This is a genomic window from Paucisalibacillus algeriensis, from assembly GCF_000577245.1.
GTDB lineage: Bacteria > Bacillota > Bacilli > Bacillales > Amphibacillaceae > Ornithinibacillus.
In genome coordinates, this window is the sequence record NZ_CBYO010000005.1 from 187,603 (window position 1) to 205,868 (window position 18,266).

The window sequence follows — 18,266 nt, forward strand, 5'->3', positions numbered from 1 at the left end:
GATTATTTATTATCGAAATTGTATTTTATAATGTTTTAGGATAACTCGCGAATCATACAAAACAACATGGTTAGCGATATAAAAAAGGGAGGAATTTTTTTGAAACGTATATTTACCTCAGTAATAGTAGGCTTACTTGCAATGTTTATTTCTACTAGTGTGTTCGCACACTCACATTTAGAAGAATCAAACCCAGCAGATGGTGACACTGTAAAGGAGCCATTAAATGAGATTGTTCTTGAATTTAATGGTCCAATTGAACAAGGTAGTTTTATAGATGTAACAACTACTGAAGGAGAAACTGTTGAAATACAAGAAATAATTATTGATGAAGGTACATTAACAGGTGCTTTTTCTGAGCCACTTGCAAATGACGAATATCTGGTTAATTGGAATATTGTAAGTGGGGACGGTCACCCATTAGAAGGGGAATTTTCATTTACAGTTAATGCAGAAGTTCCTGAATCAGAAGATGAAGTAACTGAAGAACCATCAGAACCGGAAACGACTGAGATGGAAGATTCAACAGAATCCGCTGAACAATCGACGGAAGATCAAGAATCATCTTCTATGATTTACATTCTTATTGTAGCTTTAGTTATCATTGCGATAGTCGGTTTTACTTTGCTTATTAAAAGGAAGAAATAGTAAATGGATATAGCACTAATGATTAGTCAGGTGCTTTTATATATATGCTTTTCAGTTTTACTAGGAAGTTTTGTATTTCTACTTGTACCAAATAAATATCGTCCTGATATAAACATTCGAAAGCGTATTTTTCTTATAAGTGCCGTAACACTACCTATTTTTGCTTTTGTTCCTGTACTTGATATTATCTTATTTATTGCTCCACGGTTAGGTTTATATGAATCAATTAAAATGGTTTTAACTACCTATACCGTTGGGAATGCATGGAGTTTTACCCTTCTCGGTTCCGTTATGTTAGTATTACTAATTGCCTTGGCGAGGCCTAATGAAAAACGTCTCTTCGCATTTTTAGGAATGCTTCTAACAGTTGGGTTGATATTTACCGTTGCTTGGTCTAGTCATGCGGGTGCTATTAATCCACTCACGGGAATTATAGCCCACTTTGTCCATTTATTTGCTGTTAGTCTATGGAGCGGTATTCTGCTTGTTTTGGGCTGGTGTGCGACCAATTATAAAAATTGGCTTGTATTTTTAGGTTGGTTTTCATTACTCGCTATTGGGTGTTTAGTTATGACAGGTCTTAGTGGCTTACTGTTAATGGATGTAATAGTAGATGATTATGTGGATTCTTGGATGGTTTCTTACGGACAAGGGCTTTTAATCAAACATTTATTCCTACTGCCACTTGTATTTTATGCATGTGTAAATGGTATTATTGTGAAAAGTAAACTATCAAAAGATGCTACATTTAATCCTATTTCTTGGGTTCGTGTAGAGGGATTGATATTATTTGTAATTTTTGCGATTACATCTATTTTTTCACAGAAATCACCTCCCCATGGTAACTATCTAACGAATGATGCAGTATCTCCATTATTCCGTTTATTCCATGATGGAACCATCGACTCAGGAAGTACAATTAACTTGACCGTGAACTTAAATACACTATGTTTCTTCATCCTAACTATTTTATTTATGGGATTAATTGTACTATCGTTTTACAAAAAAACATCCATTATTATATCTTTTCTATTTAGTTGCTTATTTGTAATGAGTTTATATCTTATGTTAATGATGACTGTAGTGATTCGCTAAAATGAGAGTGATTCAAAAGTTATAATATATTAAAAGATATAAAGTAATTAGTAAATCGATTGTAAGTTTATATTTGTTTCAACATACCCCTTATTAAGGGTGTTATGATTAGCTATTCAAGAATAAGGAATACTATAGTTAAATAAGGCGAACTACAAAAAGGGGCATTTCTCAACGAGAAAGCCCCTTTAAAATAGTCTTATACTTGCGCACAAAAGGACTTGAAAACGAGTGGGAAGGTGGTTACATCCCACGATGGGCAATAGTGATATACCAACATCTAGTATATGATGATCTGAATGAACTTGTGTTAAAGTATTTAGAATAACTTATACACGATTCATGATAAGCTCACTACTTCAGGCTTTCAATCGATTTTTCTTAATTAGCGGAGGAACTATAGCTGTTTGCTAGTATTCCTTTAAACTCTTTCAAAATGGAAGGAGGGTCATATATGTCCAAATATGTCATGGTAAAACAAGTATATATTATTAAGACAAATTAACAAAAATTGGCTTTACTTCAAAAAGAATTTTCTGTATACTGATGTAGTAATAAAGATTCTGAAATTTATTAAAAGGAGGTTGTATGTCATGATCAAATTTAACGCAAACGTTACAAAATTGAATAACAGCTTAATACAACCTACTGGTTACTTAAAACTCTAATCAAAACTGATTATCGAATTTATACCATAGGATGTGTTATGCACTCCTATGGTTTTTTAATTCAATTTTTCATGGATTAATCACTTTTAGATTAATTACTGAATTAAAGAACCCTTCTTTTGAGCAGAAAGGAAAGAATAAAAAGCTTTCCTACATGCTTATGAAAAACTAATTCGCTAATATCAAGCGAATGTAAGTTTTTCTAGGAGTGGTTCTTTTTTGTTTTGGCTAAACTTATGGGATTAGTAACTAAGGGTTTTGGAAGAAAAGGGAGATGGGATTTTTATGGAAATCAGCATTGTAAAGTACGATGAAAGTTATGCAGCAAGAGTTGCTGATATGTGGAATCATAGTCGTGACGGCTGGGGTGGAGCTAATACGGTGGATACTGAAGAGTCCATATTGCATCGGGAAAGAAACTCGACTAATATTCATACATTTCTTGCTCTCGAGGGTGAGAAAGTTGTGGGATACTGTGGATTTAGCGAGTATCGAGATGATGAAGGGGCTTTGTATATACCACTTTTAAATGTACGAGATGATTATCATGGTAAAAAGATCGGAAAGAAATTACTTTTAATTGCTTTGGAGGAAGCAATCAATTTAAAGTGGCCTAGACTAGATCTATACACATGGCCAGGTAATACAAAGGCAGTACCACTATATAAAAAATGTGGCTTCTTTTGGGAAGAGCGAGATGATACAACGCATCTAATGAACTTTATGCCAACCGTATTACATACGGAGGCGGTACAGGGCTTCTTTCAGGATACTAATTGGTATGATAGTAGCACTAGAGAAATTGAAGTGAAGCCAGATGGTAGAGTGGAGAATGATTTTCATTTCTATGAATACGCTTGGGAGAGAGAAAATGAATCACTAAGGATGGAATTCGAACGTACTGGAAGAGGCATTCGATTAATCGAAACAACAGATTACCATATTTCCGTGAAGGTACCTGAACACCGTCTCGTATTTGGAGATCAGTACCATGTTACTTATTCCATCATAAACAAAACCGGTAAGCCGCTTCATATCGACTTAAAAGGTATGAGTGATAAAAACATCGAATATGCTTTGGAAAAATCAATTGAGGTAATTGATAAAACAGAAATTAACGGAACATTTTATGTCAATCCAATTAATGAAGAACAAAATACTTTCCGTACCCACCCTTGTGTGAAAACATTGGTGACAATCAATGGTAAGCAGGCAGAAATGAGGGTAGGAATATTACCAAAATATCCAGCTCAGATTTCTGCACAATTTCCAGAGGATATGAGTTTTATCGGTAATGAGAGTGTATTTTACCTTGATATGATGAATAATTTCTCAGAAAAAATGCATTTTGAATTGGAGTTCCCATCTTCACCAGTTATGGAGATAGATATCCCAAAAATATCGCTAGAAATGGATCCAAAGGAAAGAAAATCAATTCCGATAACATTTAAGGTCCTAAACCATGGTTATTATGATGCAAAGTTATCCATTAAAGCTAAAAAAGACCACGGTGAAACAGTTGAATTTTCAAAAGTCATTGGTGTCCCATTAAGGGGAATCGGTGCGAAGTTTTATGGGGAAGACGAGAAGAAAATTCAATTATTCAATGGTCAATACTTTGCTAAGCTAGACAAGGATGATAATAGTATCGATGCAGGTAGGAAGCAACAAGAGGAAAGTATTTGGATTATGCCACCGAAAGTTGGAAAACCATACTCAGAAGAAATGGCCAAGGCAACATACACTGATTTAGAACTTTTGGAGGGGGAAGGCTATATTGGTGCAAAGGTTGCGTACCGTTTAGTAGCTTTACCATCTATTAAATTCCATATTGTTATGAAACTATATAGTGAAGGTCTTGTGGAAAACTATTATGAAGTGGAAAACATATTGGATGTGCAAACAGAACAGTCCATTTTTGTTAATCAATCCATCTATTTAGAATTAGAAAAAGCTGTTATTCCTTATCGAGGGGAAATTATTGAATTAAAGGATTCCATCGGTAATTCCTATGAAAATTGGGATGAAAGTCAAATTACTGAGAATTGGATTTTTGTAAATGGGAAAACAGAACCAATCGGTATCTGCTGGAATTCAAATGAAAAAATTCACTTTGGTTCTTGGTTTAATTACCTCGAGCATCAAGTGGGTAAGGTAGAACCAAATTCAATTAGAAAAACAAACCCAGTATATTTTTCATTAGGAGCATTCCATGATATAGAGAGTTTCCGAGCGTTTGCCAAACAGTCTTCTAAAAAGAAGAAAAACAAAACTGTTAATCATTTACGTGTTTCTTTACCAAATAACAATCCAGTTGTTGAAGGTGAAAAAATGACTTGTAAGGTGACAGACTATAAGTCTAATTACCTTCATGGGGAAATGTCTCTTTCACTCTCCGATAATAATGAAATAGTAATAGAGCAGTTTGATCGAAAAGAAAAACAAACAGAGTGGGTTACAGAAATACCTATTGATCATGTACCTGCTATTTCAACTGTTAAAATGAATGCTCGATTGGATGCTGCCATTCATGAACGAGAAACTCTTGTGATTCGAAAACAGAATGTAGATATCAAACAAGATATTGTACATGAGCATGGAATGGATACATGGACAATGAATAATGGAGTAATTGAAATTAAAGCAACTCCAGACTTTTTTCCTTCATTACATTCTCTAACTTATCAGGAGCAAGAATGGTTAGATACACCTTTTCCAGCTCTTGAACCCAAATTATGGTGGAATCCTTGGGCTGGGGGAATATCAAGTAGAATAGCAGATATACAACCACATTCATTAAAAAAGGAAAAAACAAGAGGCGAGTTTACTAGCATTCAAGATAATAAAGGGAATGAATGGCGAGGAATCAAGCTAGATACAGCCATTGAACAAAATGAAGATTATAAAGGACTGAAACTTAAGCAATATTTTCTTCTACTTCCAGGCGTACCTGTTTTATGTCATGTATCTGAAATTGAACAAAATACAGGAAGATTTTTCAATGATAAAGGTTGGCAAACATCGGCATTCTTTAGACCAGGAGCATCTATTAAAGATAATTGGGTCAACTTTCAGGATAAATCTGGTAACTGGATGAAAGTTATTGCTGGTTATGATGAAAATGAGTTAATAGTAGATCGTAATATTATCATTGGTTGTCATACTAGCAATGACCTTCTACAATTAATATCTAAGTCGGAAAGTACGAAGCAAGAAGTCTATATAAATAAAGAAGTTGTGTTAACTTCTGTAAGTGAGAAATTAACCTTGCCGTCCAATTCAACTTATTTTACGATTCCTAACTTCTACGTCTTTAATAATAGTGTTATAAATGATGTCGCACAACTTGACTTACAAGAGATTAGATTTAATAAGTAGTTTTTAATAACCCTGAATTACAGGTATCAAGATATTATAAGCAATTGAAGTATTGTTAAATCCTATTAGAAAAAGAGACTACAGAACGTCGACAAGATATCCAATGATGTTTTGTGGTCTCTTTTTGCCTGCGTAGTTCGGGATTAATTGGAGGTATTGACAAACAAAAATATCACTATTATAATTAAACTTAATTAAGAATAAATTAATTCATAATATATTAAGTTATACAATTATCATGGTATTATTTTTTTGTCTTAAATTGTCTCGATTTCGAGATATATATTGATTGCACTTCACCAGAATCATTAATGATGTAATTTAATTTGGTAAAAGTATAGAAGGAATAGTGTTTTGAATTAGAAGGAGTGATATTCGTGAAAAAAACAGAAGGAATTCACCATATAACAGCAATTGTTGGTCACCCACAAGAGAATGTTGATTTTTATGCAGGTATCTTAGGCTTACGGTTAGTGAAGAAAACCATTAACTTTGATGATCCAGGCACATACCATTTATATTTTGGTAATGATGGTGGACGACCAGGAAGTATTATTACATTTTTCCCTTGGGCAAATGCTTATCAAGGAAAAATTGGTGGCGGACAAGTTGGGGTAACAACATATGCGATTCCAACAGGGAAAATGAACTATTGGAAAGAAAGGTTAGAAAATTTTAATATCAATTTTACCAATTCAGAGAGATTCGGGGAAACGTACTTACAATTTGAAGACTTCCACGGACTACAGTTAGAGCTAGTGGAACGAGCTGATGGTGAACTAAATAAGTGGACATTTGGTGATGTAACTCCAGACGTTGCTATTAAGGGATTTGGTGGTGCTATTTTATATTCTATAAACCCTGAACAAACAGCTGAGACGCTTCTAGATTTAATGGGATTAGAAAAAGTTGGTGAAGAAGGAGATATACTCCGCTTTAAGTCCTATGGGGAGATTGGAAATATCATTGATATTAAGAAAACAGAGATGGAACGCGGACAAATGGGGGTTGGAACCGTCCATCATATTGCTTGGAGGGCAAAAGATGATGAAGATCAGTTAGATTGGCAACGTTTTGTAGCTGATAAGGGATATGGCGTTACTGCTGTGAGAGATAGAAATTACTTCAATGCGATTTATTTCAGAGAGCATGGCGAGATTCTATTTGAAATTGCAACAGATCCACCTGGATTTGCTCATGATGAATCTTTTGATACAATGGGACAAAATCTTAAGTTGCCTGAACAATATGAGCAATATCGTGAAAGACTTAATAATACCTTAATCCCGATTAAGGTAAGAGAATTAGACTAGGAGGGATACTATTGCTATCCTTTGACCCAAAAGCAAATACGGAAAGGGAAAATTATAAATTATTAATTGGAACCATTATTCCAAGGCCCATTGCTTTTGTTACAAGCGTAGCGGAGGATGGAACAATAAATGGGGCGCCGTTTAGCTATTTTAATATTGTTTCTGCTAATCCACCTATGATTTCCTTGGGACTTCAACGGAAAGAGGGGATAATGAAAGATACAGCAAGGAATATATTCCATAAAAAAGAGTTTGTCGTTCATATTGTGGATGAGTCTAATGTGGAGGCAATTAATATAACAGCCGCATCCTTGCCACCTTACCTAAGTGAAGTTGAACAGGCAAAATTATCTCTAGTGCCGAGTGAGAGTATAACAGTTCCTGGGATTAAAGAGGCTAAGGTCCGATTTGAATGTACATTAGAACATGCTCTAGAGTTGGGGGAAGATGAAAAGGTAGGCGTTGATTTAGTAATAGGTAAGATTACACGGTTTCATATTAAGGAAGAGATATATGAATCGGGTAGAATAAACCACGAAAAACTCGCGGCTGTAAGTCGACTTGCTGGTACTAATTACGCCAAGATTGGAGATACATTCTCCATTGAGCGTCCAAAGTAAATGATTTAGGAACAAATTCGGAGATCATCAAATCGACCTGAAGCATAAAAACTAAATAGCTATTGAATTAATTTAACCAACTATGGAGAAAAGATAAACTAATAATTTGGAGGAATCATACATGAATCAATTAAAAGGTGTACACCACGTAACAGCAATTACAAGTAGCGCGGAAAAGAACTATGAATTTTTTACTTTTGTATTAGGTATGCGATTAGTTAAAAAAACAGTAAATCAGGATGATATTCAAACCTATCATTTATTCTTTGCAGATGATAAGGGCAGTGCAGGAACAGACATGACATTCTTTGATTTTCCGGGCATTCCAAAAGGTGTGCATGGTACAGATGAAATTTTTAAAACATCATTCCGTGTTCCTACTGATGCAGCACTAGACTATTGGGTAAAACGATTTGATCGATTAGATATTAAACATACTGGTATTAAAGAACAATTTGGTAAGAAAACACTTTCTTTTGTAGATTTTGATGAGCAACAATATCAATTAATTTCTGATGAGAATAATGAGGGTGTTGTATCTGGAACACCTTGGCAAAAAGGACCAATTCCTTTGGAATATGCTATTACAGGTTTAGGACCAGTGTTTGTACGTGTATCGAATTTTGATTATTTTAAGGCTGTTTTGGAGCAGGTTTTCCTATTTAAAGAGATTGCAAAAGAAGGATCTTTCTATCTTTTTGAAATGGGCGAAGGTGGAAATGGCGCACAGGTAATTGTAGAATATAACACCGTACTTCCACGAGGAAGACAAGGATTCGGTACTGTCCACCATGCAGCATTCCGTGTAGAAGATCGTAGTGAATTAGAAGCGTGGATGGAGCATTATGCCTCATTCCGTGTACCTAATTCCGGTCATGTAGACCGTTACTTCTTTGAATCATTATATGCCAACATTGCTCCAGGTGTCTTATTTGAATTAGCAACCGACGGACCAGGATTTATGGGTGATGAACCATATGAAACATTAGGAGAGAAATTATCACTACCTCCATTCTTTGAGGACAAACGAGATGAAATTGAAAAATTAGTCCGTCCAATTGATACGGTCAGAAGTACAAAAGAATTTGTTAAAGAATATGAAGATTAAACAAAGAAATAAGGTAACTAAATATGTTTCAAGAGATAGCGCTATTTTAAAATAAAATAGCGCTATCTTCTTTCATTGCCTGTTTATCGGGAAACTTCTATAATGGACGTAGAATACAACTTTCATAGTTTTTGTAGGGGAGTGAAATAATGGACATACAAACTTTGAAGAAACAACAGCAAAAAGTAACTCTTCTCCGAGCAGAAGGAAAATACAAGGAAACAATAAAAGAATCCTATAAACTTCTCAACTTAGGCAATGAGTTAAACGATTATAAATCCATTCTAACAGCCCATATCAATAATGCAGCTTCATTCTATAGTATTGGAGCTATTGAGGATGCTTTTCAAAGCATTGATGCTTATACAGAGGTATGTAATGATCATGGAGATGTAGCAGATACCTTAAATTTATATAACGTATTGTTCTTGCTTCATGATTATAATAAAGAATACGGGAAAGCAAAAGAAACCCTTTCTAAGACTATACAACTTGGGAAAGAAATTGAAAAATACAATATTGTTAGTAATGCGTACAGTAATTATAGTCATGTTAGTATACTTGAAGAGTGTTATGATGTGGGTCTTCAGAACGGAATGATGGGCTTAGAAATGGCTAAATTACATAAACCCGAAAGTCGGATACTTCAGATCAGAGTAATGTTAAATATTGCTCAATCTCATATTGGTTTAGGCAATCTTGATGATGCTAATCGTATAATTGAAGAAATAATGGCTGATCCCATTTTAGAATCATTCGTAAGGGAAAAATCGCAGAGTTACATTTTATTAGGAAACTGGTATGCGAAACGTGAGTTGTTTAAAGAAGCATTTGAATCCTATACTGTAGCAAAAGAATTAGTCGAAAGCTATAACGATATTTATTTGTTAAAGACCATTCAGTTGGAAAGAAGTAAAATGTGCGAGCAAATGAACGATATACAATTAGGGTACCAAGTTCAAAAAGAATACATCTCGTTATTAGATGAGATTACTAATCGCGAGTTGACTCTAACAGCTTTAAAATTAGATATTAAACATAGCATATCTGCTATGAAAAGGAAGGCAACTACTGATTTTCTAACAGGTTTATACAACCGGGATTATTTAGAAACGACTACAGATAATTGGCTGAAACAGGCTTCTGTTAACGATGAAAGTATCGCATGTATTGTGTTTGATATTGATTCCTTTAAATTAATAAATGACGAATTTGGGCATCTATTTGGAGATGAAGTAATTAAACAAGTAAGCCAATCCTGTTCTTCTATTATACAAGATAACGAATTAATGGGTCGTTATGGTGGAGATGAATTCGTTGTGATTTTACCTAATACATCCATTGAAAAAGGGGAAATAAGAGCAAAACAAATACAGAATACAGTTAGAAGTATGAAGATATCCAAAGATGGTCGGAATATCTCTTTATCCTTAAGCATTGGTGTAGCTGATAATTCAGGAGGTAACATAAAGACATTCCTTGAATTGTTCCATGCTGCTGATGAAGGTTTATACAAAGCCAAACAGAATGGAAAAAATCAGGTCGTATCAACTAACTAGCTAAGATAATCACTCAAACGATTTTGGGTGATTTTTTTATTTTTAAAGAACTTGAAACAAAAGTGAATCTGAATCGACTAGTTATCAAAGGGGGGAAGTCATGAATGACAAGTTGGATATAGAAGTATTGTGTCAGGACTATTATTTAGATATTTATCATTTTTCCTTATACTTCTCCAATAATAAGCAAGATGCGGAAGATATTACCCAAGAAACGTTTCTCAAGGCAATAAATAGCCTTAGTTTACTTAGAGATTCTAATAAGGCTAAATATTGGCTGTTATCGATTGCAAGGCATACTGCAATTGACAATATGCGAAAAAAGAAATTTAAAACTGTATTACCAGACCTTATAGAAAAGATGTCGGCAAATAAAGAACTAGAAAATACTACTATGGATCAGTTGCTTGTAAAGGAGAAATGGGAAGAAATTCAACGAGCTTTATTGAAAATAAAACCCCATTATAGGAGTTTGTTGATTTTACGAGGTATTCAGGAATTATCTGTAAAGGAGACTGCAGTGGTATTAAAGTGTACAGAATTAAAGGTTCGAGTTGACTTTCATCGTGCTATAAAGGTGTTGAAAAAGGAATTGAGTAGGTTGGAAGGAGTTGAGCAAGGTGAAAAAAGTAGAAAGTCCTTTTCAAGAAGCTAAACAATTACTTCATCCAATAAAAGAAAGACCAAATCTAGATCCAAGCCCAGAGTTTCTGGATAATTTACACAAGCAGATAGTCCAAAAAAATATAAAGAAGCGACCAACATTCAGACCGTACCCATTATTAGCGATAGCTTCTCTTATTCTAATTGTAACGGTTGTCATCCTTTCCACCCAAACTCAAGAGCAGCTAGCGACTGAAAAAGAAGGGACATTTACTATCGCAGAAACCTCGCAAATTGAACTAATCGATACGTTTGTATATGGAGAAAGTGAAGGAAAAGTAGGTCTTAAATTTTTAGGGGAGAGACATACACTACCAGTTAATGTTGCATCCTTTGATGTTCAAAATGGTGTCATATACATTTTGGATGAAGCTAGAAATCAAATATTAATAAGAAAGGGAGATACAACAACTTCATTTCCTATTCAAACATATCTAGTAGACTTAGAGGATAGCCTCGAAGACATTTTGGTAACAGATAATGGCGATATTTATGTGTTAAGTACGATTGAAAGCCTTGTCTACCAATATGATGTGGATGGAGTACTAGTTGCGTCCTTTGACTATTCAGATTTGGATATGTTTCACGCGGATTCTTTACATGAATTCGCAAATGGGGATATCGTCTTGAGTCAAAACCAGGAAGAATTTGTAAACTTGGATACAATGAGTCTAATAGCTGATGAAGAACTTCCTTACCGTTTTGAAACGGTTAATCGTACGGAAAATAAATTATTTATAAATAATGAAAAAAAAGACCTAGAACTTACTATTTCTGCAGATTTAGGTATTGGAAGTAGGTCTGTTCTGGCAATTAACAAAGAACAAATTATTGTTACAAAAACTGTAACGGCTCCTGTATTTGCGCCAATATCTGAAACACATGTACTCGCGTTTAATAAGGAAGGTGCAATAATAGGTGGCGTTCGAATACCGAATGAAACGTTTATGGAAAAACCAGTAAGTCCAGAAAAATATATTGATATAGATGATGATAAAGTTTATGTACTTGTTCCAGAAACGAATCTAGTCGTATTATATGAATTAACTTTAGGAAAACAATATGAAAGTTTTATTAAGCAACAAGCTGATTTAGTTAAAATGGGCTTTGATTATCAGACATTCGGGGATCCTTTCCCTGAATTGGAAAAGGAAATAAACGACCTTCTTACAAATAAGAAATTACAGTATGGAAACGAGGATTCGTTAAATGGTGTCGCTATTAATGAAGAGGGCACGGTTGTTATTGACTTTGAAGATTTTCTAGCACCAAGCCCGGCAAGTGCGGAGTCGCAACAGCTATTTCAAACACTTAATTCGGTAACATTTGAAAAGTTTCCAGAAATACAAGAAATCTATTTTCAGTTTGATGGTAGTTTTAGTGCTTGGTGTTATTGGTTGGGAAGTACGGAAGAACCAATGAAGAGGGTAGATAGTGCAAGGGATTCACTAGCAAATAATACAATTGAAATCTCTGAATATGGCTCAATAGATGAGTGGATGCAAGATATGAAAAGGTTAATTGAAGCAGAAATACCTCCCAATATGACGAAAGAATCGTATGAAATGCACATTGGGGCATCGTCTGTTACGTATGCAAATTATTATTTGGACCGAACAACTGAGGAGAAAATAAGAGAAAAATTGTATGCAATTAAAGAAAAGGGATTGGACATAGATTCTGAAATGGATGCTGTAAAACGAGAAGAGTTATTACATGAATTATATAATTTGATTGATTAATAAAAGAAAAAAGGATTTGTCTACTAGGCAAATCTTTTTCTTTTTCCAAAGAACTATATAATAGAATCATAGAATCTTAAGAAAGTCTTAAGAAATTTAATAAAAGAATGTTAAGATTTACTGTTTATGATAGAGACAAGTCAGAATGCGCTGAAGGTAGGGTTAAAGATGGCTAATTATAATGTGTTAGTAGTGGATGATGAAAAGGAAATCCGGGATGCGATAGAAATTTATTTAAAAAATGAAGGTGTTACTGTACTTAAAGCTAGGGATGGATACGATGCATTAGAGATTTTGCATGATCATGAGGTCCATTTAATTATTTTGGATGTGATGATGCCTAGATTAGATGGAATATCTGCTACCTATAAAATCCGTGAGCAGAAAAATATCCCGATTATTATTTTGAGTGCTAAGAGTGAGGATACCGATAAAATATTAGGTCTTCAGGTTGGGGCAGATGATTACATAACAAAACCATTTAATCCGATGGAACTGGTGGCCCGTGTGAAATCTCAACTAAGAAGATATGTGACCCTTGGAACCTTTGAGGGGGCAAACAAAGTAATTGATTTAAATGGCTTAACCCTAGACCCATCTTCAAAAGAGGTAACTGCTCATGGTGAAGTAGTAAAGCTTACTCCCATTGAGTATAAAATTGTCGAACTTCTTATGACCAATGCTGGTCGAGTTTTTTCGATTAATGAAATTTATGAGCGAGTTTGGAAAGAACCAAATTATAATGCAGAAAATACGGTTGCGGTACATATCCGAAAAATACGCGAAAAGATTGAAATTGATTCTAAAAATCCGAGATTTTTAAAGGTGGTGTGGGGTATTGGGTACAAAATGGAAAAGTAGTATAGCAATTTTACTTACATGTTCTATACTTTTTACTTTTGGGGTAATTGGCTTATTTTTACTTGGTGATTATGGCTATTATTTTGCACATAAGAATTATTTCCACACATCGGATTTTCAATATGAAGAAGTGGATCAGTTTACAAGTTACTTCATTATGTTTGAAGCGAATGATAAGACATTAAAAGAGGCAATGGAAGGGATAACCGTAACGAAAGAAGAAATCGAGGAGCATCGATATCGGTATGGAGAATTACCAGAACAACTTGAAAGTATCAATCAACGATATGAGGAACTTATTCAGAATGCACTGGATGAAGATAATCAAGAGGTTGCAGATGCCTACATAAAAGAACGGGATGCTAAGATAAACGACATTACAAAGAACTTTGAAAGTGATGAATATGTGGAAGGGAAAATAATAAAAGAGAAAGAAGAAATTCTTAAAGAATATTACAAGGAAAGAGAACAGTACCGTTCACATTATAATCAGTTAAAGGATAGTTTTCAATATTATTTTACGGAAACTACTACTGGAAAAGTCTATACTAATCTAGTTAAGAATGAAAAAGAAGCATCTGTTAGTGATATTAACGAAAGCAGCATGTTATTTTATAGTAATCAATTGTTTGGCCCTTGGGATATATATTATGATTTCAGTGATGAAGCCCAAAGTATGTTGAACCTTGAACAAATCGAGTTGGAAGGAAGAATAGGTATTCCGAATAATTTATCCTCATCCAATCAATTTATGGACCGCTATGAAGAATATAAAATTCAACAAATTGTCTTTTGGTCTATTACTGCTCCAACTCTATTAGCGCTTTTCCTGTCCCTTTTTATTTTCAAAAAGGCTAAAAAGACACGTGCGGAAGTAATGCGTTGGAAAAAATATTATGACAAACTTCCTATTGATATGAGGGTATTATTATTTGGAATATCGATGATTATTACGGCTATTATAGTAGTCGTATTGGTGCAAGAAATGCATTACATTACACATTCTTATATTCCGGATATTATATTTGGCGTTATAATATTTCCAATAGGATTGGTCCTAACCTTAATTCAAGCTATTTATCTTTTGAAAACGTTAAAGGACTGGAAAACCCTAAGTGGCCAGTGGAAACAATCCCTCTTGTATAAAGGATTTTTCATTTTAAGAAAATATTTAGTTAAACTAACTGATAAATTAAAAGAAGCTTTTCTAAATCAAACAACCGGTACACAAATAATCTTGATATTTGGATTGGTATTTATATTAGGCTTTGCTGCTGTTTTTAATGTTGGCCATCCAATACATAATGTTCTCTACATTATTTTCCTAGGTGGTGTTGGTATCCCACTCGCCCTATTGATTATTAACAAGATTGGGGAATTTAATCGCATTGTAGAAAATACCAATGAATTAGCAGCAGGAAACTTAAGTCACAACCTTGAGGTAAAAGGGAACACAGTTCTAGCGGCACTTGCGGACAATATTAACGTGCTAAAGCAAGGGGTTAAACAATCCCAAACAGAACAAGCTAAAAGTGAACGATTGAAAACGGAGCTAATTACGAATGTAAGTCATGATTTACGGACACCACTTACCTCAATTATTACGTATACAGAGTTATTAAAAGAGCAAAAGGATATAGGGGAAGAAAGTGCTGCATATTTGGAGATTATTGACAGGAAATCGAAGCGGCTTAAAATTCTTATCGACGATTTATTCGAGGTATCCAAGATGGCTAGCGGGAATATTGAATTGAGAAAAGAAAAAGTTGACCTTGTCCAGTTATTGCAGCAAGCATTAGGAGAATATGATGACATGATCAATGAATCCACTTTACAGTTTAGGGTGTCACATGATGATCCACCGCTAATTGCTGTGGTCGACGGGCAAAAACTATGGCGTGTGTTTGATAATCTTATTGGAAATATACTGAAGTACTCATTAGAGCATTCTCGGGTGTACATTAATTTATCAGCCAAGAAGGGTAAGGCAATGATTACCTTTAAGAATGTTTCCAAATACGAACTGAAGGAAAGTACGGATGAATTATTTGAGCGATTTAAACGGGGCGACACATCCCGTCATACAGATGGAAGCGGACTTGGCTTGGCAATTGCACAATCCATCGTTGAGCTTCATGATGGAGAACTTGAAATAGATACAGATGGTGATTTATTTAAAGTAACCATTACAATACATGTCCAAGATTAAGGGGAACAAAGAGGGGGTCTTATTGGTGGGAACAATGGATATCTCAGAAATATATAAATTACATTATAATCGGTTAGTTTACCAAATCAACGCCATGGTGAAGGATCTTCAACTAGCAGAAGATGTTGTTCAAGAAACATTTATTAAAGCAATGAAGAACAGTGACACCATTCAGTCGACAGAGAAAATTGCTGCTTGGTTATCTGTTATCGCAAAGCGAACAGCAATTGATATGATTCGGTATGAAAAAAGTAAAAAAGGAATACTGATGGATCAAGATGAGCTTATAAGACTTAATTCAGTAAACAATCAACATGTGGAAAATGAAGTGGAATTGGCTGTTCTAGTAGAAGATGTTGAAGAAGAAATACTTGGATTAGGCACGATTTATCGGAATGTTATGGTACTTAAAATCAAGGAATTAAAAACGGACGAAATCGCATGCGAATTAAATCTTAAACTTTCTACTGTTAAAACAAGAATTAGCCGTGCAAGAAAGCAATTAATGGTTCAATTGCAAGATCAAATTAGTGCTTAATTAAACTCCCCAGCGATGAACTTTTCTGGGGAGTTTTGATTTTCAACAAAAGTTTTCTACATATCTTCGTTGTCTTTATCGTTATCCTTACTGGAGTTAAGTACTAACGATATATTATTGTTGTTTACCAATTGGTCTATATCTTGACCATCTTTTTTATCGTCATTGAAGTAATTGTTTAGTTCTATGTTAGCTTTTTCAGTTTCCGTTAGTTTTTTCTTCATGTAATTTATCCCTCCTTAACGTTATTCTTTCCAAGTATCTTCAAGCTATGTTCATTTAGGTCTTGAATGGTAGAGCAATTCATACTTGAGGTGGAAGTCAATGCAACATGTGTTTGTTATAGTTATAAAAAATAAGGAGATACAAACACAGGTGGAGGGATAGCGTTGGAGATTTTAAAAAACAGAAGCTTCTTCTTCATACTTTTAGGAAGAATTGTAACGAATATCGGGGATAGTATCTATTATGTTGCGGCTATGTGGCTTGTTTATAGTTTGGGAGGGAATGCGTTTTACTCGGGACTGGCAGGATTTCTTACCCTCCTTCCAGCAGCATTACGGTTTTTAATCGGGCCTTTTGTTGACAGATGGCCGATTAAACGGACTTTAATTATAACTCAGGTGTTGCAATCAATTTTAGTATTAGTTATCCCTATTGCCTATTACTCTGATGTTTTAACTGTTCAATTAGTCCTCATTGTGATGCCAATTGTCTCATTTATTGAGCAGTTCGCATATCCTTCTCAGTCAAAAGCGTTACCTCTTTTATTAACAAAGCAAGAGTTGGTCAAAGGTAATGCACTTTTTTCTTTTGCTTATCAAGGGATTGATTTAGTCTTTAATGCTATGTCTGGAATACTAGTAGCATTTATTGGCGCAGTCACACTATATCTTGTAGATTCCTTCACCTTTGCAATAGCAGCATTATTCTTTAGTTTGATTAAAATACCTTCATCAAAGGACAAAATGGTTTCCAATGAAAAAGGATTGAAAAATGGACTTATTACTTATTGGGTAGAATTGAAAGAAGGATTTTCAATTGTTTTTGGCTCGATTATGGGAACATTTTTAATTGGTTCAGTAGTTGCTAACTTTGCTATTGGAGGGGCTCTTGCCGTTTTGCCTGCCTTTGCTGATCAAAATGGTGGATCTGGAATATACGGGTTTTACTTAGCAGCAATGTCTACAGGTGGTTTATTCGGTGCAATTTTGTCTTCCTGGATGGGGAAATTTCTATTAGGTTATTTTAGTATCATTTCGTTTTTTTGTTCGGCACTTTGTTGGGTATTGGCTGCAATCATACCTTGGCCAAGTTTGGGTGTTATTTTATACGGGATTGCATGGATTCCTATTGGTGGTACTAATGTTATTTTTGCATCAGCTGTTCAAACGGTTATTCCAAACCAGTTACTTGGTCGCGTAAGTTCAGTTTCTGGTAGTATGGGGACTATGGCTATGCCGATTGGTTCCTTGGCCGGTGGGTACTTAGCATCCGTTACAAATAGCACATTAATTTTTGCACTAACTGGACTTGGACTTTTGTTTGTATCCACTGTTTGGGTTCTTCACCCTAGATTAAGAACATTACCAAAGGCAAATGATTTATCGCCTGAAGTATTTGGAATTGATTTTGAAGAGAGGTTGATTGAGTCGAAATATAATTGATTTTCAATTAATACTTTAAAAGTATAAGTTATTATGCAATAATAATAGAAATACTTAACAGCGATGATAAGGAAAGTAAATCAATAAATTTTCTCATGCAGAGAGCTTCGGTAGCTGAAAAGAAGCAGAAAATTGTTGATTGAAAATGGCCTTTGAGCTTCAAAGTCGACTATTTCATCTAAAAATAGGCTTTGACG

At 34.6% G+C, this 18,266-nt stretch carries 14 protein-coding genes and 1 other annotated feature (1 of these 15 running past the window's edge); of the genes, 13 read left to right on the plus strand and 1 reads right to left on the minus strand.

Going from position 1 to position 18,266, the window contains the following annotated elements; genetic code table 11:
• Positions 1 to 99 precede the first annotated feature (99 nt).
• From TY11_RS03305 to TY11_RS03360, 12 genes are all read left to right on the plus strand, one after another.
• Positions 100 to 648 (plus strand): copper resistance CopC family protein, encoded by a 549-nt coding sequence (locus tag TY11_RS03305; protein WP_042142816.1) that lies wholly within the window; start codon positions 100 to 102, stop codon positions 646 to 648.
• 3 nt (positions 649 to 651) lie between these two features.
• The gene (locus TY11_RS03310) at positions 652 to 1,743 is read left to right on the plus strand and encodes a copper resistance D family protein (RefSeq protein WP_042142818.1); all 1,092 of its coding nucleotides are present in this window, start codon (positions 652 to 654) and stop codon (positions 1,741 to 1,743) included.
• A 953-nt stretch (positions 1,744 to 2,696) separates the two neighbouring features.
• Positions 2,697 to 5,789 (plus strand): GNAT family N-acetyltransferase, encoded by a 3,093-nt coding sequence (locus TY11_RS03315; RefSeq protein ID WP_042142820.1) that lies wholly within the window; start codon positions 2,697 to 2,699, stop codon positions 5,787 to 5,789.
• A 377-nt stretch (positions 5,790 to 6,166) separates the two neighbouring features.
• Positions 6,167 to 7,102: a ring-cleaving dioxygenase gene (locus TY11_RS03320; protein WP_042142822.1), complete on the plus strand. Its 936-nt coding sequence runs from the start codon at positions 6,167 to 6,169 to the stop codon at positions 7,100 to 7,102.
• An 11-nt stretch (positions 7,103 to 7,113) separates the two neighbouring features.
• The gene (locus TY11_RS03325; RefSeq protein ID WP_042142824.1) at positions 7,114 to 7,722 is read left to right on the plus strand and encodes a flavin reductase family protein; all 609 of its coding nucleotides are present in this window, start codon (positions 7,114 to 7,116) and stop codon (positions 7,720 to 7,722) included.
• A gap of 121 nt (positions 7,723 to 7,843) precedes the next feature.
• Positions 7,844 to 8,830, plus strand: a complete 987-nt coding sequence (locus TY11_RS03330; protein WP_042142827.1) for a ring-cleaving dioxygenase — start codon at positions 7,844 to 7,846, stop codon at positions 8,828 to 8,830.
• A 149-nt stretch (positions 8,831 to 8,979) separates the two neighbouring features.
• Entirely contained in the window at positions 8,980 to 10,389 is a 1,410-nt protein-coding gene (locus TY11_RS03335; RefSeq protein WP_042142829.1) for a GGDEF domain-containing protein, read from the plus strand.
• Between the two features lie 100 nt (positions 10,390 to 10,489).
• Positions 10,490 to 11,044 (plus strand): RNA polymerase sigma factor, encoded by a 555-nt coding sequence (locus TY11_RS03340; RefSeq protein ID WP_042142830.1) that lies wholly within the window; start codon positions 10,490 to 10,492, stop codon positions 11,042 to 11,044.
• On the plus strand, positions 11,010 to 12,794 hold the full coding sequence (locus TY11_RS03345; protein WP_042142832.1) for a hypothetical protein: 1,785 nt from the start codon (positions 11,010 to 11,012) through the stop codon (positions 12,792 to 12,794). The genes TY11_RS03340 and TY11_RS03345 overlap by 35 nt, the downstream gene beginning before the upstream one ends.
• Before the next feature lie 168 nt (positions 12,795 to 12,962).
• On the plus strand, positions 12,963 to 13,655 hold the full coding sequence (locus TY11_RS03350) for a response regulator transcription factor (RefSeq protein ID WP_042142835.1): 693 nt from the start codon (positions 12,963 to 12,965) through the stop codon (positions 13,653 to 13,655).
• Positions 13,633 to 15,864, plus strand: a complete 2,232-nt coding sequence (locus tag TY11_RS03355; protein ID WP_042142837.1) for a HAMP domain-containing sensor histidine kinase — start codon at positions 13,633 to 13,635, stop codon at positions 15,862 to 15,864. Before TY11_RS03350 ends, TY11_RS03355 begins: the two co-directional genes overlap by 23 nt.
• A 34-nt stretch (positions 15,865 to 15,898) precedes the next feature.
• Complete coding sequence (locus TY11_RS03360) at positions 15,899 to 16,402, plus strand: RNA polymerase sigma factor (protein WP_042143105.1); 504 nt, start codon at positions 15,899 to 15,901, stop codon at positions 16,400 to 16,402.
• A 56-nt stretch (positions 16,403 to 16,458) separates the two neighbouring features.
• Here the strand turns inward: TY11_RS03360 and TY11_RS20355 are convergent, their stop codons facing one another.
• Positions 16,459 to 16,626, minus strand: a complete 168-nt coding sequence (locus TY11_RS20355; protein ID WP_155982658.1) for a hypothetical protein — start codon at positions 16,624 to 16,626, stop codon at positions 16,459 to 16,461.
• A 165-nt stretch (positions 16,627 to 16,791) separates the two neighbouring features.
• On the opposite strand from TY11_RS20355, the gene TY11_RS03365 reads away from it, so the two are divergent.
• Positions 16,792 to 18,069, plus strand: a complete 1,278-nt coding sequence (locus tag TY11_RS03365) for an MFS transporter (protein WP_042142839.1) — start codon at positions 16,792 to 16,794, stop codon at positions 18,067 to 18,069.
• A gap of 54 nt (positions 18,070 to 18,123) precedes the next feature.
• Positions 18,124 to 18,266, plus strand: a binding site (T-box leader); it runs 125 nt beyond the window's last position.